A 22,908-nucleotide genomic window follows, 5' to 3' on the forward strand; every position below is an offset into this window, starting at 1 on the left:
CCAGTGATGTCGGCCCCCTGAGCTCACGGTCCAGGTCACGCGGCGGTCATGCATGCGCCAGTGACTTCTCGGACCCAGCGGCCGGTTGCAAAGGGCTGCAGGCCCTGCCATCCAGCCGGTACGTTCACCACGCCTGAACGTCCGCTGACCCGGGCCAATCCGGCGTGAACCTGCATGCGGCCTATTGAACCCGCAGCACCTCAAACTGCTGTCGGATTGGAGCGACCTGTATCGACACCTCATCCCCCTCGCATTTGCCCAGCATGGCCCTGCCCAGTGGGGCTTCGCTGCTGATGACCTGAACGGGCTGGGCGCCGTTGACCAGCTTCATGCTGCCCCCATCCGGACCGAGAAAGAGCTGCTGCCGCTTGTCGTCGGAGTCGACCAGGCAAACCAGTGCGCCGAGCTGTATACCTTTGCTGGCGTCGTAGGGTCGCGGGCGGAATTGGCGCCAATTGGCCATCGCCTGGCGGATGGCTTCGGCGCGCCGGGCTTGGCCGGTGGCCAGGTAGGCGGCTTCGAGTCCCAATGTGTCGTATTTGTTTTCGGCGATGTTTTCTTCGTGGGTCGCCGTTTCATGGGCCGCACGCACTGCCTGTTCGGCTTGCAGCAGGTCTTCGGCGAGCCGTTCCAGCACCTGCTGCCGCAGCAAGAATTTATCCATGATGAAGGGCCGGCATCTCGAACAAGCGGGGGTGGGTCTTGATTGCGAAGGGCTCCGGGCTCCATCAGCCTTGGACGCTTCTGTTGGCTGCGGGTTGACTTCAGCCCTGGGCACTGTCGTGTCGTCCATTTCGGTGCATCGAACGGCAGGAACTGGCCGATGGTACCCATTCGCGAAAGTGGGGCGCATGCCCGCAACCCGCCTGAAGCTGCGGCCCGCCAAAGCCGCGCGATCTCTAGGCGCGTCCCCTCAACTCCGTCTTCAACACCTTCCCATAACTATTCTTGGGCAACCCCTCCACCCACCGATACACCTTCGGCCGCTTGAACCGCGCAATGTGCTCTCCGCACAGCCCATCCAGCACCGCATCCCCCACCGGCCCGCCCTCGCCCGCCACAAGATACGCCACCACCACCTCGCCCCACTCGGCATCGCGCTGGCCCACCACGGCCACCTCGCGGACCTGGGGGTGCAGCAGCAAAACCTCTTCCACCTCGCGCGGGTAGATGTTGCTGCCGCCGGAGATGATCACGTCCTTCGACCGGTCCTTCAGCGTCAGGAAGCCATCCGCATCCAGCGCGCCCAGGTCGCCGGTGTGCAGCCAGCCGCCCTGCAGCGTGCGCGCGGTGGCGTCGGGGTTGTTCCAGTAGCCGGGCATGACGGTGTCGCCGCGCACCAGCACCTCGCCGGTCTCGCCCGTGGGCAGGGGCTGGCCTTGGGCGTCGGCCACGCGCACCTCCACCAGCGACTGCGCCACGCCGACCGAGGCCATACGTTCGGCCCAGCGGGGGTGGGTGGTGTCGGCCAGGTGCGCGCGTGACAGCGCGGTGATGGTCATGGGGCTTTCCCCCTGGCCGTAGATCTGCACGAAGCGATCGTCGCCCATCACGGCCATGGCGGCGCGCAGGTCGTCGGCATACATGGGGCCGCCGCCGTAGATGATCGTTTTGAAGCCCGATACGTCGGCACCCGCAGCGCGCACGTGGTCCACCAGGCGGTGCACCATGGTGGGCGCGGCAAACAGGGTGAGCTGGCCCACCGATGTGGCCAGCTGCACCAGCTCGGCGGGGTCGAAGCCGCCGGACACCGGCACCACGTGCCGCCCGCCGCGCAGCACCTGGGCGTAGTTGTACAGACCCGCGCCGTGCGACATGGGCGCGGCGTAGACCATGGCGTCGCCGGGCAGCACGTCGTCCACGTCGGTGAAGTAGCAGGCCGTCATGGCCAGCAGGTTGCGGTGCGTCTGCATCACGCCCTTGGGCCGGCCGGTGGTGCCGGATGTGTAGAACAGCGATGCGATGTCCTCCGGGGCGCGGTCGTGCACGTGCATGGGCGCATCGTGCTGCACGGCGGCATCGTAGGCGGCGCAGCCCAGCACCAGGGTGGCTGCGGGGTCTGCGCCCGCCTCGCGCGCGGCGGGGTGCAGGGCCTCGGACACCAGCGCCACGCGCGCACCGGAGTCGGCCAGCACGTAGGCCAGCTCCTTGGCGTGCAGCTTATAGTTGACGGGCACGGACACGGCGCCGGCCCACACGATGGCGTGCAGCGCCTCCAGGTACTCGGGCGCATTGGCGGCGTAGATGGCCACGCGGTCGCCGGGCAACACGCCGTAGCGTGTACGCAGGCTGGCGGCCAGCGCGGCGGTGCGTGCGCCCAGCGTTTGGTAGTCGAAGAGCACACGGTCGCCGTGCAGCACGGCGGGCTGGTGGGCATGCAGTTGCGCGCTGCGGCGCAGCAGGTGGGCGATGTTCATCGGACGCCCCGCGCGCCGGGGATGGCGGTGCCTGCCCTGCTGGTACTGCCCGTACTGCCCGTACTGTTTGTATTGCTTGCCCTGCTGGTCGTCGCCGCTTGCCGCATGCCTTGCCTCCTTGCCATGAGACAGCCACTGTACGCAAGAGAGGCCCGGGCGCACAGTCGCTCCACTACGCAAGGGGAAACCCGGGTGGGCCGCAGGGCTGGCAGCCGGCGCCGCGATGCACCTGGTTACCAGATGCCCGCAATTCCCCACAAGCCGTGGCGTTGAAAGCGCGCACCCTAGACTGCACCTGACTCCGCACGCCGCCCCACCGCCTTCTGGCACGGGCAGCGTGCCAGCCCCCCTCCATTTCACGGCCTTGCAGGCCCGCACCCCATGACTCCAGAACAGCAAAAATCCATTCTCACCATCGCCTTGCTGGCCGCGTTTGCGGACGGCACCAAGGACGACGCCGAGCGTGAAGAGATCCGCCGCATCGCCCAGTCGCTGGCGGGCGACAGCGGCATGGCCGACCTGCCGCGCATCTACCAGGACGTGCTGCTCAAGCGCACCACGGTGCAGGCCGCCGCCGCCGCGCTGACCGACCCCGGCCACCGCCAGCTGGCCTACGAGATGGCGGTGTGCGTGTGCGACGTGGACGGCCGCCAGACGCCGGCGGAGGCGCAGTTCCTGGCCACGCTCAAGTCCGCGCTGCAGCTGGGCGCGCAGCAGACCGCCGCCTTCGAGCACGAGGCCGATGCGCTGGTGGACGCGGCCGAGAAGACGGCCCCCTCGGCCGTGCCCTGGGGGGTGGCGGGTGCTGCCACTGGTGCTGCGGCCTATGCAGCAGCCGCCGCGTCGGCGCCTTCTTCTTCGTCGTCTGCATCCGTGCCGGTGCCCGCACCCGCAGGCCCGGGCGATGCCGAGCTGGACAAGTCCATCCTGAACTACGCGATGCTCAACGGCGCTCTGGAGCTGCTGCCGCAGTCGTGGGCGTCGATGGCCATCATCCCGATGCAGGTGAAGATGGTCTACGGCATCGGCAAGGCGCACGGCGTGGAGCTGGACCAGGGCCACATCAAGGAGTTCATCGCCGCGGCGGGCGTGGGCATGACGTCGCAGTACCTGGAGCAGTTTGGCCGCAAGCTGCTCGGCGGCCTGCTGGGCAAGGTGGCGGGCCGCACCATTGGAGGCGTAGGCAGCGCGGCCACCGGCATGGCGTTTTCGTTTGCCACCACGTATGCGCTGGGCCAGGTGGCCAAGCGCTACTACGCGGGCGGCCGGGTGATGAGCACCGCCATGCTGCGCGACAGCTTTCAGAACCTGCTGGGCCCGGCCAAGCAGATGCAGTCGCAGTACCTGCCGCAGATCCAGCAGAAGGCCGCCACGCTGGATGCGGGCAAGATCATGGCCATGGTGCGCGGCGCCTGACCCACGGGGCCCGGCAAGATTGCTATATTTTAAATAGCTTCCAGCGCTTGACAGAAAAGCGCTAGCGGCTCATTCAAGGCCCGATCCCGGGGCCCGCCGCATGCGAGCAGGGGCGCCGGCGCGCGGCGCGGGCCCGGCGGCGCTGCAGCCGCGCCACGCGCGCGCGCAGGCCCTGTGGCGCCAACACCGGCCCATGACAGAATCGGCCCATGCTCGACCACACGGATCCTGTCGCCTCCATCATCCCGGCCATGTCGCTCGATTCACCGTCCGACAACGCCATGACGGCGCTCTCCCGGCTGGCGCTGGGGCCCGTGAACACCGCGTACTACCTGGCCGTCTTCGAGCGCTTTGACAACACCGGCCGCACCACCACCACCTGGAACTGGGCCGCGTGCCTGGCCACGCTCAACTGGATGCTGTTTCGCCAGTTGTGGAGCGCCGCGCTGGTCTACGTGGCGGCCGCCGAGGGGCTGGCGCTGATCGTGTTCGGCGTCGGCCGCTCCTTCCTGCAGTGGCCGCCGGGCGTGGAACTGGGGGTGCTGGGCGCCTTCGCCGTCCTGGCCTTCGCGGTGCCCGGCCTGTATGGCAACGCCATCCTGTATGCCGACATCCGCAAGCGGGTGGCGCGCGCGCTGGCCGCCTCCCGCACCCTGCCCGAGGCCAGCGCGCTGCTGGAGAAGCAGGCCAGCTCGCGCAAGCGGCTGCAGGCGCTGGTGCTGGCCAACCTGGTGCTGGCGGCCGCGGCGGCGCTGGCCTACCTGGCCTGGGCCCCTTCGGCCGCCAGGCCCCTGGCACTGGAACCGGCGGTGACCGTCGCCCAGGCCACCGCGACAGCCGCGTCCAGGCCCGGCGCGGCGGCGTCTTCTGCACCAGCACCAGCACCAGCACCAGCACCAGCACCAGCACCAGCGCCCGCCCCCGCACCGGCACCGGTACCTGCATCCACGCCCGCTGCCTCGGCCCCCATGGCGAGCACCTCCGCCGCCGCGGCGACGGCGGCGCCCCCCGCCACCGGTGCCGCGTCCACGGCGGCGGCACCGCCCGGGGCACCAGCGGCCGCGCCGGCAGGCAAAACCCCGCCACCGGCCACCCAGGCAGCGCCCGCCACCGCGAGCCCTTCCGTACCCACGGCCCCCACGGCGCCGCCGGCCGCCAGCGCGCCAGTCTCCGCGCCGGCCACCAAGGCCACCTCCAAATCCCCGGCCAAGGCAGCACCCGGCGCGGCCAGCACACCGGCGCCCGCCGCCGAGCCAGCAAGCCGCGCGGCCTCCACCGCGAAGCCTTCCAAGGCGGCCAAGGCACCACCCGCCCCAACCGCTGCCCCAGCGGCCTCCACCATCCTGCCCACCGTGGGCACCGCGGCGGGCTACTACATCAACGTGGGGCTCTTTGCCGACGAAGCCAACGCCCGCAAGGCCCAGGCCCGGCTGCTCAACGAAGGGCTGCCGGCCTTCCGCCAGGAGCTGAACAGCGCCAAGGGCCGCCGCATCCGTGTCCGCGTGGGGCCCTACGAAAGCCGCGCGCAGGCCGACGCGGCGGCCGGGTCGATCCGGGCGATGGCGCTGGAAGCCGTGGTCTTCAGGCAATAGACAAATAAATAGGCGCGGGCCCGCGCGCAGCGGCCCACCCCGGCGCCGGGCGCGCCGTCCTACGCACCGGGCACGCTGGCGCCGACGCCCGCAACCCAGGCGCACCGGTAGGCTGCATGCACCACACCGCCGCCGCCATGAACCGCACGCTCCGCCCTGCCCTGCATCTCTCCACGCGCCGCCTGGCCACCATCGCGGCCGTGGCCGCGGGCGCGTTGCTGGCCACCGCCTGTGCGCCATGGCGCATCTGGACGGTGGCGGAGCTGGCCCGTGGCGCGCGGCCCTTCACCGCACACCCCGCCCAGCCGGACAAACGCCTGCTGGTCGTGGGCGACAGCACCGCCGTCGGCACCGGGGCCAGCACGCCCGCGCAAAGCCTGCCGGGCCTGATCGGCCAGCAGCACCCGCGGTGGCGCATCGACAACCTGGCGGCCAATGGCGCACGGTTTGCCGACGTGGCCGCGCAGCTGGAGCGCGCGGACGGTGGCTACGACATGGTGCTCGTGCTCGCGGGTGGGAACGACGTGATCCGCTTCACGCCCGCGGACACGCTGCGCGCCGAGCTGCAAAGGACCATGTCGCTGGCCCTGCAGAAAGGGCGCCGCGTGGTGCTCATGCCCTGCGGCGACGTGGGCCATGCACCGTTCTTCGCGCCGCCGCTGTCCTGGGTCATGTCGCGCCGTTCGAAGCGCCTGCACGCCCTGGCGCAGGAGGCCGCCGCGGACCACGGCGCGCACTACGTGCGCCTGCTCAGGCCCCGGGACCAGGACCCCTTCGTGTCCCGGCGGAACACCTTGAATGCCGCCGACGGACTGCACCCCAGCAGCGCGGGGTACCAGGAGTGGTACCGCGCGCTGGTGGCCCAGGGCGGACTGCCCGCGCCCTGACGGCACGCGCGGGCGCCGCGCACACCGGATGCAGGCCGCGCCCGCCAGGGCGGCCCGCGTCAGCGCGCCCCGTCGATTTCCGCCAGCCAGTCCTGGACCTGCCGGATGACCCAGCGCGGGTCGTCCAGCGGCAGATCGTGCCCTGCGCGGGGGTGCAGCACCACGGGCACCCGCCACGCGCTGGCCACGGCCTGCGAGCACTGGCTGCGCACCAGGCCGTCCCCGTGGCTCGCCAGCAACAGGATGCGCGCCACGGGCCCCACCCGGGGCGCACGGTAGCGGGCCGCCGCCACCAGCTGGCGCAGCGCATTGGCGGCCCGCACCGGGCGGCGCGCGCGCACGGCGGCCCAGTCCCGCACCACCTGCTGGCGCTCAGGCGCGCTGTTGCTGGTCAGGCGCAAGACCACCTGCTCGATCTGTTGCGGCGCGCCGCCCCACAGCGCCAGGCGCAGCAGCGCCGCGTAGTTGCGCGGCCGCAGGCGGTGATAGAAGGGGCTGAAAGGGCGAAAGCTCGTGTTGATCAGCACGCAGCCCGCCACCTCCGCGGGGGCCACCCGCGCCCATTCGGTCGCCACCATGGCTCCCAGCGACACGGCCAGCAGGTGGTAGGGCGGCGCGATGCCGCGCCCGGCCAGCGCCTCGCGGCATGCCCGCACCATGGCGGGCACCGACAGCGGCGAAGGCTGGCGGTGGAGCTGGCCGTTGCCGGGCAGGTCGAGCGGCAGCACCCGGTCCCGGGGCAAGGCTCGCTCGAAATCCGCCAGGAAGTCCCCCCAGTGGGCGGACTCCCGCGCCAGGCCCCTGAGCAAGATCCACTGGCGCATGGGCGCAGGCCTTCAGTACCACGCGGCCAGGGCGTCCGCCCTGCGCTGCGCGCGCTGCCCCGGTGCGGGCACCCAGCGCCCGTGGCTGCAGGCCGCGCGGGCCAGGAAATCGAGCAGCGACAGATGGCGCCGCAGCACGCGCTGCTGCCGGTGGTCGATGAGCGGGTTGAAGATGCCGTTGCGCGAGAACAGCTGGCGCGGGTTCTTCTTGATCCACAGCCAGGAGCCCATCTCCAGCGTCAGCGGCAGGAACGTGTGCGCGGGCACGTCGCGGCAGGCCTGCAGGTACAGGTGGTCCCACAGGTCGCCGTGCGCCAGGTACTGCGCGCTCTGCGGCTCGATGACGTACGGGTGGTGGCTGTGGGCCTGCAGGAAGATCTCCTGCAGCGCGTGCAACTCGGCCAGGTGCGGGATGGGCTTGCGCGTGTGGGCAAATGGGAACCACAGGCGGTCCCGGGCGCCAAATCCCGAATGGCAGTCGATGGCGATGCTGAAAGGCCGCGCCAGCAGCTCCTCGGACGCCACCTCGCACAGGGCCTGGCTTTCCGGCTCCATGGCATCGCCCGCGCGCCCCCGGTACCAGGGAAGCCCCGCGCTCACCCGCTGCCCGCCGATCCACGGCGGTACCCGGTCGGTGGCGTCCACCGGCGCGTTGCGCATCAGGTCCACGCCGCGCGGATTGGCGCGCGTGGCGGCCCACATGCCGCCCGGATTGACGATGGGCATGAAGACCATGCGCATGTGCTCGAGCTGGCGGTGCAGCGTGGTGTCCCACTGCAGCCGCATCACCACGTTCTGCAGGTAGGCCAGGACCACCTCGGCGCCGATGCGCTCCAGGCCATGCACGCCACCGAAGAACCCGACCGCCGGAACGTCCGGCGCCGGATTGCCCAGGCCAATGGCATGGATCGGAAAGCAGTGGCCCGAGGCCGTCTGCACCTGCCGCACCACCCGCACCTGCAAGTGGGACGCACCGAGTTCGATGATCTTTTCGAGCGCCAGCAACTCGGGCAGCGTGTTCATGGTGGGTGGCAAGGGTGGCGCGAAACCGGGCGACAGGGCGACAGTGCAACGAAGAGCGAGCATATGCCCGGCCCGCAGGCACCGGCAACGCCATCGCGCGCCCTGTATGAATTCAGCGAAACGACGCGGAACTGTCACACAAGCGCGTTAACTTGCCCGCAGACAACCTGTTCAAAGAGGCACACGATCATGCTCTGGAGATGGCTCGGACTGCAGCGGCTGCTGGATGAACTCTTCGATGCCCCCGGCTGGCCGAGCTTCGACCTGCCCCGCACCGATGGATGGGCGCATGAAGACGCAGCAGCCACGGCGCAGGACTGAAGTGCGCCGCCTGGCCGTGCTGTGCGGCACCCTCGGCTGCGCGCTGGCCTGGGGCCTGGTGGAGCTGCTGGCGCTCCAGCGCCAGCGCTACCACCAGTGGCGCCAGCGCCACCAGACGCCGGCACACCGTTGACGGCGGCCCGCGGCAGCGCCCGCACGCGGCGGCGGCGGGCATGCGGCCGGCCCCACTGGCACCGCTTCGGGCATGCCTTTCACCCGCTGTTTCAGAAGCCTCTGGCGCAGGCGGGTCTTCACATTTGCGGGGTGTGCCGCAGTCGCACCTAAAATTGCGCACCTTCCCTTCAATGGGGGGAGGCACACTGCAACTCTGAAGCAAAGAAGAATCATCATCATGGCAACTGCAAAGAAAACCCCAGCGCCCGCAAAGAAGACCGTCAAGGCGGCAGCTCCAGCTGCTGCGAAGAAGGCAGCACCCGCCGCCAAGAAGGCAGCGGCACCCGCGAAGAAAGCCGCCGCTCCAGCAGCGAAGAAGGCCGCCGCCCCCGTGGCCAAGCCGGTCGCCGTGGGCATCAAGCCGATCAAGACGGCCTTCAACAAGACCACGCTGATCGCCCACCTGGCCGAGCAGGCTGGCGTGGAACCCAAGGCCACCAAGGCCGTGCTGGCCGCGCTGGAAGCGACCATCCTGGGCTCCGTGCACAAGAAGGGTTCCGGCGAATTCACGCTGCCCGGCCTCATGAAGATCGGCCTGCAGCAGATTCCCGCCAAGAAGAAGCGCTTCGGCAAGGACCCTTTCACCGGTGAAGAGCGCTGGTTCCCCGCCAAGCCCGCCGCGGTGAAGATCAAGACCCGCGCACTGAAGAAGCTCAAGGACGCAACGGCCTGATAAATCAGCCCGCGCTCCCCAGCGACAAGGACCAGATGCCTCCGGGCGTCTGGTCCTTTTTCTTTGGGCGGCTCAATTGCGCTCCGGTGGACTCAGTTGGGCTGGCAATGCCCCGTGGCGCCGTCGCAGCCCAGGCAGTCCACCTGCAGCACCAGGCCCGCCACCAGCGGCCGCAGGCCCACCTCGGCCGCGCGCAGCTCCAGCTCGTTGCGCAGCTGTGCGCCGGGCAGCGTGGCCGAGCGCTCGCACCGGCGGCAGGCAATGCGCACGTCGGCCGACGGCGGCGGTGCAAAGGGCCGCAGGCGATACACCGTGTGGCGCCGGTCGCTGCGGTCGTGCAGCAGCACGCCCAGGGCCTGCAGCTCGTGGATGATGCGGTACACCGTGCTGGTGCTCACGTGCGTGCCGCGCAGCAGCATCTGGTGAAAAGCCTCGTCCGCACCCATGCCCGCGCTGCCCGCGGAGTGGATCACCTGCAGCACGCCGATGCGCGCCGTGGTGGGGCGCAGGCCCGCCGTGCGCAGGCGCTGCAGCATGGTCACGGGCTCATTGATGCTTGCGTTCATGGCTGCGCCATGACGGCCACGCGGCGCACGCCAGCGTCGGCATCGGGCTGCCAGCCCCCGCCCAGCGCGCGGTACAGCGCCACCTGCGCCTGCCATTCGGCCTGGTGCAGCTGGGCCGCCATGTCCTGCGCGGCATAGAGGGTACGCTGCGCATCCACCAGCGTGAGCAGCGTCTCGGCCCCGGCGCGGTAGCGCGACTGCGCCAGGGTAGCCGCCTGCTGCGCCTGCTGCACCACCTGTGCCTGCGCCATGCGCTGGGCCTGCGTGCCCGCCACGGCCTGCAGGGCTTGCTCCACGTCGCTCACGGCCGCCACGATGCTGGCGCGGTACTGCGCCAGCAGCTCGGCCTGCCGTGCCTGGGCCGCATCGCGGTCGGCGGCCAGGCGCCCGCCGTTGAAGATGGGCGCCGCCAACGCGGCGGCCAGGCTGTAGAGCGGGTTGTCGAACACGCGCGGCAGGTTGCTGCCCCCGGTGCCCAGGCTGGCGCTCAGGCTGATGCGCGGCAGCAGCGCCGCGCGGGCCGCGGCCACGTCGGCGTGGGCGGCCTGAAGCCGCGCCTCGGCCCGCGCGATGTCGGGCCGCCGCACCAGCAGGTCGGCGGGCGATCCGGCAGCGGGCGCCAGCGCCTGCGTGGTGGGCAGCGCGCTGGCCTGCACCACCGGCCACTGCGCCTGGCCCAGCAGCGCGGCCAGCACCGTGTGCGCGCCCGACACCTGCTGGCGCCGTGCCTCCAGCACCTGCCGCTGCGTGGCCACCAGGCCGCGCTGCTGCGCCAGCTCCAGCTGCGTGGCGGCCCCGGCGCGCGCGCGCGACTCGACCACGGCCAGCACGCGCTCGGCGCCGTGCAGGTTCAGCTCGGCAATCGCCAGGCGCTCGCGCCCGCCCACCAGTTGCAGCCATGCCTGCGCCACCGCCGCCGTCAGCGTGATCTGCACCGCGCCGCGGTCGTGCACGCTGGCCGTGCGCAGGGCCTGGGCGCTGGTCCGCTCGGCACCCAGGCGGCCCCAGGCATCGAGCTCGTAGCTTGCGGCCAGCCCGGCGCCGATCTGGTTGCCGGCCACCTCGGCCTGCCCGCCGGCACGGGCCTGGCGGCGGGCGTCGAGCGTGCCGGTCACGGCAGGCAGCAGGCTGGCGCCAGCGGACCGCGCCACGGCATCGGCCTGCTGCACCCGCGCGATGGCGGCGGCGAGGTCCGGGCTCTGCGCGTGGGCCGCGTGGATGAGCGCGTCGAGCTCTGCGACACCGAGCGCAGAGACACCCGTCGCCACCCCCTGCGCGGGCGGCACCGGGCTGGCCCAGTGCACGGGCAAGGCGGGTGCTGCAGCGGCATCTTCAGGCGGCGGCTGCACCGCGGCGCAGCCGCCGAGCAGCAGCACACCGGCGGCAAGACAGGACACAGAGGCAATACAAGTGCGCATACCAACCATCACAATCATTCGGAAGCCAGGGCCACCACGGGGTCGAGCCCGGCGGCGCGGCGGGCGGGCATGTAGCCGAACACCAGGCCCGTGGCCACGGCGCAGGCAAAGGCACCGCCCATGGCGGTGAGCGAGAAGATCACGGGCACGCCCGACACGATGAGCGCCGCGCCCACGGCCAGGCCGATGGCCAGGCCCGCCGCGCCGCCCACCAGCGTGACGAGCACGGCCTCGGTGAGGAACTGGCGCAGGATGTCGCCCTGCCGCGCGCCGGTGGCCATGCGGATGCCGATCTCGCGCGTGCGCTCGCGCACCGTCATCAGCATCACGTTCATCACTCCGATGCCGCCCACCACCAGCGACACGGCCGCGATCAGGCCCAGCATCATGGTCATGGCGTTGCGCGTCTGCGCCTCGGCCTGCAGCTTGGCCGCCGCGTTGCCGATGCGAAAGTCCTCGCGCCCGTGGCGCGACAGCAGCAGGGCGTGCATGGCCTTCTCGGCCGCCTGCACCTGCTCCACCGACGCGGCAGCAACCACGGTGTAGTCGGGCTGGGTCTGCACGCGGTACACGCGGGCGCGGCCCGACTGGTACGGAATGAACACCATGTCGTCGTAGTTCTGCGCGCCCGAGTCGGCGCCGCGCTCGGCCATCACGCCGATCACCTCGAACGGCGCGTTGCCGATCAGCAGGTGGCGGCCCAGCGGGTTCGGATGGTCCGGAAAGAACTGCGCGCTGGCCTTGTGCCCCAGCACCACCAACGGCGCCAGGTCGCGGTCTTCGACCGCGGTGTAGTAGCGGCCCTGGGCCACCTTCCAGTGGTGCACGCGGGGCATGTCCTCGCTGGCGGCGAACACGTAGATCTGCCGCTCGACGTTGCCATGGCGCACGGGGATGGGGTCGCCGATGACGGGCATCACGTGGCCGATCTCGGGCAGGCGGGCGATGGCCTCCAGGTCCTCTGCGGTGATCTCGCCCTGCGGCCCGCCCTCGCGCGGGTGGCTGGCGCCCAGGTACATGATGGTGGTGCCCATGGAGCCCATCTGCTCCACCACGCGCTGCTTGGCGCCCTCGCCCACGCCCATCATCACGATGACCGACGCCACGCCGATCACGATGCCCAGCAGCGTGAGCCCGGTGCGTGCGCGGTTGATGCGCATGCCGCGCCAGGCCGAGCGGGCGGCCTCTGCCAGTTCGGCCCAGAAAGCGCGGCCGGAACGCTTGCTACTATTTTTATAGCTGCTTGCGCTTGCTGGTTGCGCGGTAGAGGCATTTTTTTCTTCCAACGTGCCTGCCACGGCCGCACCGCTGTCCGCCACGATCTCGCCGTCGCGGATCTCGATCACGCGGCGCGCCTGGGCGGCCACTTCGCGGTCGTGGGTGATGAGCACGATGGTGTGGCCCGCATCGGCCAGCTCGTGCAGCAGCGCCATCACCTCGGCGCCGCTGTGGGTGTCCAGCGCGCCGGTGGGCTCGTCGGCCAGGATGATGCGGCCGCCGTTCATCAGCGCCCGCGCAATCGACACGCGCTGCTGCTGCCCGCCCGACAGCTGCGTGGGCCGGTGGTGCAGCTTGTCGGCCAGGCCCAGGCGCGTCAGCAGCGCCGCCGCGCGGCGGGTGCGCTCCTCGCGCGGGGTGCCGGCGTAGATGGCGGGCACCTCGACGTTCTCGCACGCCGACTCGGCGCGGATCAGGTGGTAGCCCTGAAAGACGAAGCCGAAGGCCTCGCGCCGCAGCCAGGCCAGCTGGTCGGCGTCGAAGCCCGCCACGTCTTCGCCCTGGAAGCGGTAGCTGCCGCTGCTGGGCTTGTCCAGGCAGCCGAGCAGGTTCATCAGCGTGGACTTGCCCGAGCCCGACGCGCCCACGATGGCGACGAACTCGCCCGCGTGGATGGACAGCGAGATGCCACGCAGCACCTCCACCTCGGGCTGCTCGCCACCGCCGTAGCGGCGGCGCACGCCGCGCAGCTCAATCAGCGGCACACCAGGGGCGTCATGCAAGACGCTGTGCAGGGTGTCGAGTTGGTTGCCGGTGCCTGCGGTCACAGCTTGAACCTTTGCGGGCCGCTGCGCGCAGGGCGCTCGCCGGTCACCAGCTGCTCGCCCTCTTGCAGGCCCGAGCGCACCTCGGCCAGGTGGCGGCTTTTCACGGCCACGACGACGGCGCGCTGCTCCACCACGCCATCGGCGCGCAGCACGCGGGCGCTGTGGGTGGCTGCGGCGGCCTTCGCGCCAGCGCCGGCACCAGCGCTGTCACCGTCGCCCTCCGCATCAGCTGCCTTGCCACCAGCCGCCTTGCCGCTGGCCGGTCTGGCAGGGCTGGTCGGACTGGCCAGGGCCGACAGCGGCACGGCGATCACGCCCTGCGCCTGCGCGGTGACGAAGCTCGTCTGCGCGGTCATCTGCGGCATCAGCTCGCCATCGGCGTTGTCCACGTCGAACAGCACGGTGTACGACACGGCCTTGCTCGCGGCGGCCTGTGCGTTGGCGCCGCCCGCGGCCTTGGCCTCGGGCGTGGGCGGCGCGGGCAGCACCTGGCGCACGGTGCTGCGCCAGCGGCGCGCGGCGGCGTCGGCCTGGCCGCCCAGCGTGGTGAAGTACACCGGCAGGCCCGCCCGCACGCGGCGGATGTCGGCCTCGGAGACTTCGGTCCACACGGTCATGGTCGACAGGTCCGCCACGCGCAGGATGTTGGGCGTCTGGTAGGTGGCGTTCAGGGTCTGGCCCTCGCGCGCTTCCAGCGCCACCACGGTGCCGGCCATGGGCGCGTAGATGCGGGTGTAACCCAGGCGCGCCTCATCGGCCTTCAGGCTCGCCTGGGTCTGGTCGATCTGCGCCTTGAGGTGGTCGATGCGCGCCGCCGCCGATGCCAGCGCGGCCTCGGCCGTCTGCAGGTCTTCGAGCCGCGTGGCGCCTTCGCGCTCCATCTGCTGCTGGCGGGCCTGCTGCTGCTGGGCCAGGCGGTGCTGGGCCTGCTGCTCGGCCAGCTGCGCGCGCAGGCCGGCCAGTGCGGCGCGCGCGCCGTCCACCGTGGCCTGCTGCACGCTGGGGTCTATCTCCACCAGCAGCTGGCCCTTCTTGACCTCGGTGCCGGGCTGCACGTGCAGGCGCGTTATCTGCCCCGACACCTGCGCGCCCACGTCCACATAGCGGCGCGGCTGCAGCGTGCCGATGGCGCTGACCGTGGCCTCGATGTCGCCGCGCGCCACGGGCACGGTGTCGTAGACCATGGCGGGCTGCCGCGTCCACCACCAGGCGCCGGCGACGATGGCGCCCGCCAGCACCACCAGGGCGCCCACGCGGCGGGCCGTGCGTGCAGTGCGTGCGGTGCGTGTATGGGGTGGGGTCGAGGCCATCAGCGGGGCACCTCAAAGCTGAGCGTCGCGGTGTGGCGCACGTCGTCGTATTTCTTGCCGTCCACGGTGACGGAGCCGTTGACCTTGGCGCTCACCTCCAGCACGTAGAGGCCGGGGAAGGGCGTGTCCAGCTGCACCGTGCCGTCGGCCGCCGGGGCCAGCGTGCGGCGCCAGCCGGCGCTGGTGTCCACGTTCACCTGCGACGCCGCCACGGTCTGCCCCTTCCACACCAGCTTGAAGGTGTTGCCGCCCGGCGTGGTGGGCACCAGCTCCAGGTCGTTGGCCGCGCGGGTCTCGGTGCGGCCGGTGCGGGCCTGGTAGTAGGTGACCGCGCCGTGGCCGGTGATGTGCGAGGTGCTCAGGCGCAGGTCGTCCCCCCCCGGCGCGGTGATGTCGATGTGGCCGGCCTGCGGCGCCACGGGCAGGTCCTTGCCGTCGGCCAGGTAGGCGCGCGGCGCCTGAAGGGGCGGCAGCGCCGCGCTGCGGCGGGGCAGCTCGCCCGCGTAGGCGCGGGCCTGGGCCCCATCGCGCTGCAGCCACACATAGTCGGCATGGGCGTGGCCCGCCCAGGCGCAGGCGGCCAGCGCAAGCAAGGCACCGGTGGCGGCGGAAGGTGAGGCAGAGAGTGAAGACATGGCTGGTTCGAAAAACGAAGATGAAAAAAACGCAGGCCGTCAACGGCGCAGGCGGCAGGGCCCGCGCACTGCACCTACTGCCTATGACCAACGAGACGGAAAAAAGGGCACGCTGTTCGGGACTTTTTTTGCCGACGCCCCCCAAGCGGGGCCGCCGGTGCCTACAGCCCGCCAGCGGACCCCACAAGGCACACGCCCGCCACCAGCACCGTGGCCGCCGACACCCGCACCGCCAGGTGCGGCGCGTAGGTCAGCAGCACACCCACCAGCAGGCCGCCCGCCGTGAGAAGGCCGCACCAGGCGGTCAGCCCCACGGTGGCGCCCCAGGCCCCGATGCAGGCGGCCAGGGACAGCGCCAGCAGCAGGCTGCCCGCCCAGCGCAGCACCCGGCGCCGTGTGCGCGGCACCTCGGCGCGGCCGGTGACCTGTTCGTGGTGGCGGTCCATGGCCAGCGCCAGGCCCGCCATGCCGCTGAACGACAGCGTGAGCGCGGCCAGCGGCGCCGCCCAGCCCACCGCTGTCATACGCTCGCCTTCAGCGCCCAGAGCGCAGCGGCCAGCACGGCCGACGGCACGGCCAGGCCCATCCAGGCGCGCAGTGCGCTGCGTGCGCTGAAGGCCCAGATCACCGCCGCCGCATACACCGCAAAGCTGAGCAGGGTGGCCGTGAGCAGCGCGCTGGCGCGGCTGGTGTCCGACACGCGGGGCAGCCCCAAGGCCAGCACCGCGGTGAACAGCGACGCCAGCGCATAGCCGCCCAGGGCCGCCGCCAGGGCGCGGCTGGCCACCATGCAGCGGTAGCGCGCGGCAGAGCCTGCGTGTGCGGTGGCCATGGCGGCTTACTGCGCGACGAAGGTCAGCGTGGTGGTGTAGCCCAGCTTGGCCACCTTCTGGCCGGCAATGACCACATCGCCCACGGCAGGTGCCTCGTGGGTGCCGACGAGCACGTAGCGGCCCTTGCCGTTGACCGGCACGTCGACGCGGCCGGACGCATCGGTCTTGAAGCCCTTGGTCCACTTGTCGGGCGTGATCACCGTGACGGTCTTGTTCGCCACGGGCTGGCCCTTGAACACCAGCGTGAAGGTGTTGCCACCCGCCGTGACGGGCACCAGTTCGTAGTCGAGCACGGCCTGCGTCTCGCTGCGGCCGGCGCGCGCGTTGAACACGGCGGCCTGGAAGCTGCCGTCCTTGGCCTTCCAGGGCTTCCAGACCTGGTCGTTGGACAGGCGCACGTCGCCGGCAGCGGCCACGTCCGCCTCCAGGAATTCCTCCTTGGCGGTGAGTTTGGCGGTTTGCCGGCGGTCGGTGGTGAAGACCTGGGTGGTGGCGGCCAGCTTGGCCACTTCGGCGCCCTTGTCGTGCTCGCTGTCGGCATCGCCCACGTACACACGCACCGGGCCGGTGGCATCACGCTCCAGCCACAGCTGGTGGGCAGTGGCGGACAGGGCGATGCCGGACAGGGCGACGGCGAGCAGGGTTTTCTTGAACATGGAGACTCCTTTGAAAATCGAGAAGAAGAAAGAAAAAAACGGGAAAGAAGCACTGCGGCGCGCTAGAGGGCGGCACCGGCGACCACGGCACCACGGGCGCGCGCGGGCGCCACCGCAGCGCGCTGCCGGCGGTGCACGCGGCGGGCCGCGACCGCAAGGCAGGCGCCCAGCGCCAGCATGGTCAGGTCGAACCCGGCCAGCACCCAGTCGCCCGCAGGCAGGGTGACGCCCAGGTGGCGGTCGGTGGTCAGTGCGTTGAGCAGGGGCAGCAGCGCGAAGGCGGCGGCGGCCAGCCACAGCGATTCGAGCCACGCGCGCAGCGGCGTGCGCAAGGCCGGGTACAGCAGCAGCACGCCCCAGGTGATGAAGAGCACGTGTGCCTCCCACTCGCGGCGGGTGGCGAAGTCCGCCGGGATCAGGCGGTTGGCCCAGAAGTACGCGGCCACGGCCACGGGCAGGCCGGCCACGGTGCCGATGTTCAGGCACTCCACCAGCCGAAAGCCGAACTCGGGCTTGCCGCCCGCCTTGGCTCGCTTGTCCTGTTGGGCGCGGCGCTTGGCCGTCCAGAGCACGAGGCCGGTGGCGATCATCGCGCAGCCCAAGAGGCCACTCGCAAAGTACAGCCAGCGCAGCACGGGCCCTGCAAAGCGGCCTTCGTGCAGGGCCAGCAGGACGTCTTGCGTCTCGCGGGCCGCGCCGTCCTCGGCCTTGGGCGGCAGGGCCTCGCCCGTGCGGGCATGAAAGCGCAGCCGGTCGCTGCCGGCAATCTGCCCGCCCGCCACGCGCACCAGCTGCACGTCGGCATCGGCGCGCCCGGGCTGCTGCACACCCACGCGCGCCACCTGGCCCGCGCCCCACTGCGCCTCGGCCCGGGCCACCAGCGGCGCCAAAGCGGTGAGCGGCTGCGCGGAAACAGTGGCATCCACAGCGGCCGGTCGCTGCAGCAGGTCGTCGTAGAACACCTGCGCGTTCCCCGCATAGTGGCTGGCCGCCAGGCCCGCCGGCATGTACTGGAACAGGAAGAACACCAGCCCGCTGTACGTGATCATCAGAAAGAACGGCAGCGCCGTCACGCTGATGATGTTGTGCGCGTCCAGCCACGAGCGCTGCCCCTTGCCCGGCCGGAAGGTGAAGAAGTCCACGAAGATCTTCTTGTGCGTGATGACCCCGGTCACCACAGCCATGAGCATCAGCATGGTGCACACGCCCACCAGGCGGATCGCCACGTCGTACGGCACGTAGTGCAGCATGTAGTGCATGCGGTACAGCAGGTGGCCGCCGCCGGTCTTGCGCACCACGGGCTCGGCGGCTGCCTGGCCCTTGGCGGGGTCGAGCGTTCGGCGCACGAAGCGGCCGCGCGCGCCGGGCTTGCCGTCTGCGGGCGGCTCGCGCCAGCTCACGCTCAGTGCGCTGCTGCCGCGCTGGCCGGGCAGCTGCACCGACCAGTCCTGCGACTGTGGCGGCGCGTTGGCCTGCAGGTAGGCCTGCGCCAGCGCGACCGCCCGGTGCGGTTCCACCGCCGCGGCAGCGGTGTCCAAGGGCAGCTCGGGGCGCATCCACCGGTCGATCTCGTGCGCGAAGTAGCCGGCCGTGCCCGTCACGAACACGAAGAACAGCACCCAGCCCACCACCAGCCCGACCCAGGTGTGCAGCCAGGCCATGCACTGGCGAAAGCCCTCTTTCATGGCAGATCACTCCGGTTGCAGAGATGCGATGGCATGCACCACTCCCTGCCGGTAAAACTGGCGCAACACAGGCCAGGGCTCCCGCGCAAGGGCCGGCCCGCCGCGCTGGGAGCGTCCCCCTTCCAGGGGGCAGGCGCAAAGCGACTCAGGGGGTGCATCAGAACCGCACGTCCACCGCCACCTGCAGGCTGCGCGGCGCGCCGTAGTACGAGTTGCCGACCGAGGTGTAGTACACCTTGTCGAGGGCGTTGCGCAGGTTGGCCGTGACGGCCACCGTGTCGGTGATGGCGTAGCGCACCATGAGGTCGACCACCGCATACGCCGGCTGCGTGAAGCGCACCCGCGCGGCGCCCTGGTTGTCGCGGTAGATCTGGTTTTGCCAGCGCAGGCCGCCGCCCACGGTCAGGCCCTTGCCGATGCCCGCGATGCGGTAGCTGGTGAACAGCTTGGCCGTGTTCTGCGGCACGTCGGTGAGCAGGCGGTCCTGTGTGAGGTTGCGCGAGAAGCCCGCCGCGACCTGCCAGCCCGGGCGCACCTCGCCCGTGGCCTCGACCTCGAAGCCGCGCGTGCTGGTGCCCGAGACGGCCTCGTACGCCTGGCTGCCGTCCGGCGCGAACACGTTGGGAATGGCCACGCCCAGGTTGTCCTGCCGCGCCTTGTAGATGGCGCCCGAGACGTTGAGGCGGTCGTTCAGGAACGCGCCCTTCACGCCCAGCTCGAAGCTGTCGCCCGTCTGCGGGTCCATGTAGTCGCCGTTGGCCAGGCGCAGGCTTTGCGGCGTGAAGATGGTGGTGAAGCTGGTATAGGCCGACCAGTTGCGGTCGATGTCGTAGACCAGGCCCAGGTACGGGGTCACCTCGCCGCTTTCGTAGCGGTTGTTGGCGGTGGTGGCGCCGGTGGAAAAGCGGGTGCTGGTCTGCGCGCGGCTCCAGTCCACCACGCGCGCGCCGGCCAGCACGGCCAGCGCGTCCGTGGGCTTGAAGCGCACGGTGGCATAGGCGCTGTTCAGGCGTTCGTCCGAGGTGTTGCGGCCGATGCTGGGGTTGGGCGGCGCGGCGGGCGAGGTGCCGTCCCAGGTGAAGATATTGCCGATGGCGCTGCTCCAGCCCGCGTGCGTCCAGTTGGTGTATGACGGCGCGTCGTAGCTGGTGCGCGACATCTGCGCGCCGAAGGCCACGTCGTGCTTGCGGCCCAGCAGGTCGAAGCGGCCCGTGGTCTGCACATCCAGGCTGTCCTGGCGCGGCGTGGCGCTCCAGCGGCCGGCCCACAGCGTGACACCCGCGCCCGTCTCGCGCACCGGCGCGCCGCCGCTGGCGTAGCCGATCAGCTCGTCGTAGAAGTTGTTGGTGCGGGTGGCCGTGGCCCTGACCTTCCAGTCGTCGCTGAAGCGGTGCTCCAGCGCCGCGAACACGGAGGTGTAATGGCGCTTGGAATACGCCCAGAGCGGCGCGGCCGAGGCCGAGCGGCTCCACTGCGTGCGCGTGCCGTCGGAGTAGTAGGCCGGCAAGCCGCCGCGCGCGTGGCCCGTGGCGTCGTGGTGCTGCACCGACGCGCCGGCGAACAGCTGCGTCTGCGCCGTGAGGTCGGCCTCGACCGCGCCGTAGAGCAGCTTCTTGCGCTCTTTCAGGCGGTCGATGTAGGAGTCGTTGTCCTGCGCGGCGGCCACCAGGCGGCCCCGCACGCTGCCCGACGCGTTGATGGGCCCGGCGATGTCCGCCTCGGTCCGCACATGGTTCCACGAGCCCGCCTCAGCCCGCACCGAGGCCTGGAAGTCGGCGGTGGGCCGCTTGCGGATCATGTTGATCGCCGCGCCCGGCGTGCCGATGCCGTTCATCAGGCCCGAGGCGCCGCGCACCACTTCCACGCGGTCGAACATCGCCATGTCGTTGGTCTGGAAGATGCTCGAATAGTTGGAGTCCGTCTGGCGGACGCCGTCGATCATGTAGGTATTGACAGAGAAGCCGCGCGAGTAGATGGGCGAGGTGTCCGAGCCCTGGTTGCCGCTCTGGCTGAAGACCAGCCCGGGCGTCTGCGCGACCACGTCGGACAGCTGCGTCAGCCCCTGGTCTTCCATGCGCTGGCGCGTGATGACGCTGACCGACTGGGGCGTCTCGCGCAGCGACAGGCCCAGCGGCGTGGACGTGCCCGCCTGGCGCGTGGTGTAGGAGCCGCTGTGCTCGGTGAGCGCGCTGGGCTCGGCCTGGGCCTGCACCCGCACTTCGGCCAGGCTGGTCTCGCCCGCTGCACCCGCAGCACCAGATGACGCCGCCGCGGGCGGCCTGCGCACCACGATGCTGGTGCCTTCGATCACGCCCACCAGGCCCGAGCCCGCGAGCAGCCGGTCCAGCGCCTCGCGCACCGTGAGCGACCCGTTCACGGCCTGGGCCGAGCGCCCCGCCACCAGCGCGGGCTGGACCATGAGCTCCATGCGTGACTGGCGCGCCAGATCGTTGAGCGCCTGGGCCAGTGGCTGCGCGGCAATGCTGAGCGCCACGGCGGGCTGCCCGGCGGCGGGCGCCACCTGGGCGCTGGCGCCCATGGCCGCCAGGCTGAGTGCGACGGCCAGGGCCAGCGGGGCGGGCCGGAATCGGGTGCGGGGCATGTGAGAGATCTCCCTGGAAACGGATGTTGGAATGGATTTTTGAATAAGACGCCTTCTCATGTAGACGCAGGCCGAAGCCATCCCCCTAGGTCGGTGGGCCAAGTTTTTTGAAAAAAAGATGCGGGGCCCTGTGCAGGGCAGGCGGGGCGCGCGGGGCCCACAGGCGCGCAGACCCATCCGCCGGCGGCGGACGGCCAGCAACGGCCTGCTGCCGGCCGCTACCGGGGGTGGCTACTGAGGCTGAGGGTGGGGAGCAGCCACGATCTCGGTGACCGCGCCGTGCGCGCGCAGTTGCACAGGCAGCACGCTGGGCAGGGACCGGGTGAAGTTATCGAGCCGCCGCGGGTCGAACGTGCCGGTCAGGCGCAGCGCGCCCACGCCGGGGTCGCGCACCACCAGCTGCGTGGAGCCGTACCGGGCGAACTCGGCCAGCGCCTGCGACAAAGGCGTGTCGTCGAAGCTCACCCGCCCATCGCGCCAGGGTGCAATGCCCGCAGCGGGCACGGCGGCGATGGCGGTCAGGCGGCCATCCGCAGCGCTGCTCACCTGCTGGCCTGCGGTCAACTCCACCACCTCGGGCCCTGCGTCGGCAGCGCGGGCCACGCGCACGCGGCCCTCTTCCACCGCCACGCGCACACCGGCGTCGCCCGGCACGCCGGGCGTGTAGCGCACCGAAAACCGGGTGCCCACCACCGTGATGCGCAGGGACCCCGCCAGCACGTCGAACGGCCGCGCGGCATCGCCCTGCACCTTGAACACGGCCTGGCCTTCGGGCAGTACCACCTCGCGGCGCTGGCGGCGAAAGGTGACGTCCAGGCGGGTGTTCGTGTCCAGGCGCACGGTGCTGCCGTCGGGCAGGTGCACCTCGGACTGCTGGCCCAGGCCGGTCGCGAGGGCCTGCTCATACACGGGCTGCTGCTGCCAGTGGTGGTAGCCCATGGCAGTGGCGGCAGCCACCAGGCAGACCGATGCGACCGTGGCGGCGCCCTGCCCCCAACCCCAGCTCCAACTCCAACCTCGCGCGCGTGGGCGGTCCGGTGCGCCGGCACGATCCTTGTCCTGCAGCAAGCCGGCCCGCAGGTGCCGGACTGCCGTTGCGGGCAGTGCATCGAGCGCACGCCACTCCTGCTGCCAGCGCGCCAGCGCCGCCGCATGCCGCGGGTCGGCGTCGCGCCACGAATGCAGGGCCTGCAGCGTGGCGGCGTCCGGTGCGCCCTGGCTGCGCACGAGCCAGTCCAAGGCCTCACCGTCGATGTGGTCGTTGGCTTCGTCCGGCATTGGCATGGGGGGCTGCGCATTCATGGCTGGTCCTCCCCCTGCGCGGTGGCGCGGCACGCGCGGCAGGCCACCATGGCGCGCTGGATGTGCTGCTCCACCATCTTGCACGAGATGCCCATCTGCGCGGCCACCTCGGCCTGCGACAGCCCGTCGAACTTGTGCAGGATGAACGCCTCGCGGCAACGCAGCGGCAGCGATTCGATGGTGGCGATCATCGAAGCCACACCTTGCGCGGAGATGAAAGCAGCCTCGGGTTCGCACACGGCGGGCGCGGGCAGGTCGCTAACGTCGGGCAGGCTGTCGTCGGCATCGGTGTGCAGCGTGCCCCGCGCCACATGGCGGCGGTGCTGGTCAATGAGCAGGTTGCGCGCGGTGCGGTACAGCAGCGCGCGGGGCTGGGCGACGGCGTCGCCGCTGCGCTGCAGCGCCAGCACGCGCGCGTAGGCCTCGTGCACCAGGTCTGCCGCCGAGTCGCGGCTGCGCACCATGCGGGCAAAGTAGTTCAGCAGTTCTTGGTAATAGTGGGCAACCACGGCGCACGCAGCCTGACAAA

At 71.3% G+C, this 22,908-nt stretch carries 22 protein-coding genes; 6 read left to right on the forward strand and 16 right to left on the reverse strand.

Features of this window, described 5'->3' with window-relative positions:
• Positions 1-181: 181 nt before the first annotated feature.
• Both ACAM51_RS09095 and ACAM51_RS09100 read right to left on the reverse strand, forming a co-directional pair.
• Complete coding sequence (locus tag ACAM51_RS09095) at positions 182-664, reverse strand: GreA/GreB family elongation factor (protein WP_369643345.1); 483 nt, start codon at positions 662-664, stop codon at positions 182-184.
• 235 nt (positions 665-899) lie between these two features.
• Positions 900-2,417 carry an AMP-binding protein gene (locus ACAM51_RS09100; protein WP_369643346.1) on the reverse strand — a complete coding sequence of 506 codons (1,518 nt, stop codon included), beginning with the start codon at positions 2,415-2,417 and terminating at the stop codon, positions 900-902.
• A 381-nt stretch (positions 2,418-2,798) separates the two neighbouring features.
• Between ACAM51_RS09100 and ACAM51_RS09105 the strand changes: the two genes are divergently transcribed.
• The 3 genes from ACAM51_RS09105 to ACAM51_RS09115 all read left to right on the forward strand — a co-directional run bounded on the left by ACAM51_RS09105 (position 2,799) and on the right by ACAM51_RS09115 (position 6,312).
• Complete coding sequence (locus tag ACAM51_RS09105; RefSeq protein WP_369643347.1) at positions 2,799-3,833, forward strand: YcjF family protein; 1,035 nt, start codon at positions 2,799-2,801, stop codon at positions 3,831-3,833.
• 209 nt (positions 3,834-4,042) lie between these two features.
• Positions 4,043-5,425 (forward strand): SPOR domain-containing protein, encoded by a 1,383-nt coding sequence (locus tag ACAM51_RS09110; protein ID WP_369643348.1) that lies wholly within the window; start codon positions 4,043-4,045, stop codon positions 5,423-5,425.
• A gap of 137 nt (positions 5,426-5,562) precedes the next feature.
• Positions 5,563-6,312 (forward strand): SGNH/GDSL hydrolase family protein, encoded by a 750-nt coding sequence (locus ACAM51_RS09115; protein WP_369643349.1) that lies wholly within the window; start codon positions 5,563-5,565, stop codon positions 6,310-6,312.
• Positions 6,313-6,371: 59 nt separating this feature from the next.
• Here the strand turns inward: ACAM51_RS09115 and ACAM51_RS09120 are convergent, their stop codons facing one another.
• Both ACAM51_RS09120 and ACAM51_RS09125 read right to left on the reverse strand, forming a co-directional pair.
• A complete protein-coding gene (locus tag ACAM51_RS09120) occupies positions 6,372-7,136 on the reverse strand; it encodes an alpha/beta fold hydrolase (RefSeq protein ID WP_218339721.1) in 765 nt (254 codons plus the stop codon).
• A 12-nt stretch (positions 7,137-7,148) separates the two neighbouring features.
• Positions 7,149-8,159, reverse strand: coding sequence for a M14 family zinc carboxypeptidase (locus ACAM51_RS09125; RefSeq protein ID WP_369643350.1), 1,011 nt, complete (start codon positions 8,157-8,159; stop codon positions 7,149-7,151).
• Between the two features lie 189 nt (positions 8,160-8,348).
• Between ACAM51_RS09125 and ACAM51_RS09130 the strand changes: the two genes are divergently transcribed.
• From ACAM51_RS09130 to ACAM51_RS09140, 3 genes are all read left to right on the forward strand, one after another.
• Positions 8,349-8,480, forward strand: a complete 132-nt coding sequence (locus ACAM51_RS09130) for a hypothetical protein (protein WP_255591040.1) — start codon at positions 8,349-8,351, stop codon at positions 8,478-8,480.
• Positions 8,449-8,613 carry a hypothetical protein gene (locus ACAM51_RS09135; protein WP_218296109.1) on the forward strand — a complete coding sequence of 55 codons (165 nt, stop codon included), beginning with the start codon at positions 8,449-8,451 and terminating at the stop codon, positions 8,611-8,613. The genes ACAM51_RS09130 and ACAM51_RS09135 overlap by 32 nt, the downstream gene beginning before the upstream one ends.
• A 219-nt stretch (positions 8,614-8,832) precedes the next feature.
• Positions 8,833-9,327 carry an HU family DNA-binding protein gene (locus ACAM51_RS09140; protein WP_218296110.1) on the forward strand — a complete coding sequence of 165 codons (495 nt, stop codon included), beginning with the start codon at positions 8,833-8,835 and terminating at the stop codon, positions 9,325-9,327.
• Between the two features lie 92 nt (positions 9,328-9,419).
• On the opposite strand, the gene ACAM51_RS09145 is transcribed toward ACAM51_RS09140, so the two are convergent.
• From ACAM51_RS09145 to ACAM51_RS09200, 12 genes are all read right to left on the reverse strand, one after another.
• Positions 9,420-9,893, reverse strand: a complete 474-nt coding sequence (locus tag ACAM51_RS09145; protein ID WP_218296111.1) for a transcriptional repressor — start codon at positions 9,891-9,893, stop codon at positions 9,420-9,422.
• Positions 9,890-11,290, reverse strand: coding sequence for an efflux transporter outer membrane subunit (locus tag ACAM51_RS09150; protein WP_369643351.1), 1,401 nt, complete (start codon positions 11,288-11,290; stop codon positions 9,890-9,892). Before ACAM51_RS09150 ends, ACAM51_RS09145 begins: the two co-directional genes overlap by 4 nt.
• Before the next feature lie 35 nt (positions 11,291-11,325).
• Positions 11,326-13,293, reverse strand: a complete 1,968-nt coding sequence (locus ACAM51_RS09155) for a MacB family efflux pump subunit (protein ID WP_369643795.1) — start codon at positions 13,291-13,293, stop codon at positions 11,326-11,328.
• A 59-nt stretch (positions 13,294-13,352) separates the two neighbouring features.
• Positions 13,353-14,666, reverse strand: a complete 1,314-nt coding sequence (locus ACAM51_RS09160) for an efflux RND transporter periplasmic adaptor subunit (RefSeq protein ID WP_369643352.1) — start codon at positions 14,664-14,666, stop codon at positions 13,353-13,355.
• A complete protein-coding gene (locus tag ACAM51_RS09165) occupies positions 14,666-15,301 on the reverse strand; it encodes a hypothetical protein (protein WP_369643353.1) in 636 nt (211 codons plus the stop codon). The genes ACAM51_RS09160 and ACAM51_RS09165 overlap by 1 nt, the downstream gene beginning before the upstream one ends.
• A 161-nt stretch (positions 15,302-15,462) precedes the next feature.
• Positions 15,463-15,825, reverse strand: a complete 363-nt coding sequence (locus tag ACAM51_RS09170) for a DUF3325 domain-containing protein (RefSeq protein ID WP_369643354.1) — start codon at positions 15,823-15,825, stop codon at positions 15,463-15,465.
• Entirely contained in the window at positions 15,822-16,133 is a 312-nt protein-coding gene (locus ACAM51_RS09175; protein WP_369643355.1) for a DUF3649 domain-containing protein, read from the reverse strand. Before ACAM51_RS09175 ends, ACAM51_RS09170 begins: the two co-directional genes overlap by 4 nt.
• Before the next feature lie 6 nt (positions 16,134-16,139).
• Complete coding sequence (locus ACAM51_RS09180; protein WP_369643356.1) at positions 16,140-16,790, reverse strand: nickel uptake transporter family protein; 651 nt, start codon at positions 16,788-16,790, stop codon at positions 16,140-16,142.
• 62 nt (positions 16,791-16,852) lie between these two features.
• A complete protein-coding gene (locus tag ACAM51_RS09185; protein WP_369643357.1) occupies positions 16,853-18,475 on the reverse strand; it encodes a PepSY-associated TM helix domain-containing protein in 1,623 nt (540 codons plus the stop codon).
• Positions 18,476-18,632: 157 nt separating this feature from the next.
• Positions 18,633-21,077, reverse strand: coding sequence for a TonB-dependent siderophore receptor (locus ACAM51_RS09190; RefSeq protein ID WP_369643358.1), 2,445 nt, complete (start codon positions 21,075-21,077; stop codon positions 18,633-18,635).
• A gap of 231 nt (positions 21,078-21,308) precedes the next feature.
• On the reverse strand, positions 21,309-22,379 hold the full coding sequence (locus ACAM51_RS09195) for a FecR domain-containing protein (RefSeq protein WP_369643359.1): 1,071 nt from the start codon (positions 22,377-22,379) through the stop codon (positions 21,309-21,311).
• The gene (locus ACAM51_RS09200) at positions 22,376-22,888 is read right to left on the reverse strand and encodes a sigma-70 family RNA polymerase sigma factor (RefSeq protein WP_218339731.1); all 513 of its coding nucleotides are present in this window, start codon (positions 22,886-22,888) and stop codon (positions 22,376-22,378) included. Before ACAM51_RS09200 ends, ACAM51_RS09195 begins: the two co-directional genes overlap by 4 nt.
• Positions 22,889-22,908 lie beyond the last annotated feature (20 nt).

It is taken from the genome of Acidovorax sp. A79 (genome assembly GCF_041154505.1).
GTDB lineage: Bacteria > Pseudomonadota > Gammaproteobacteria > Burkholderiales > Burkholderiaceae_C > Acidovorax.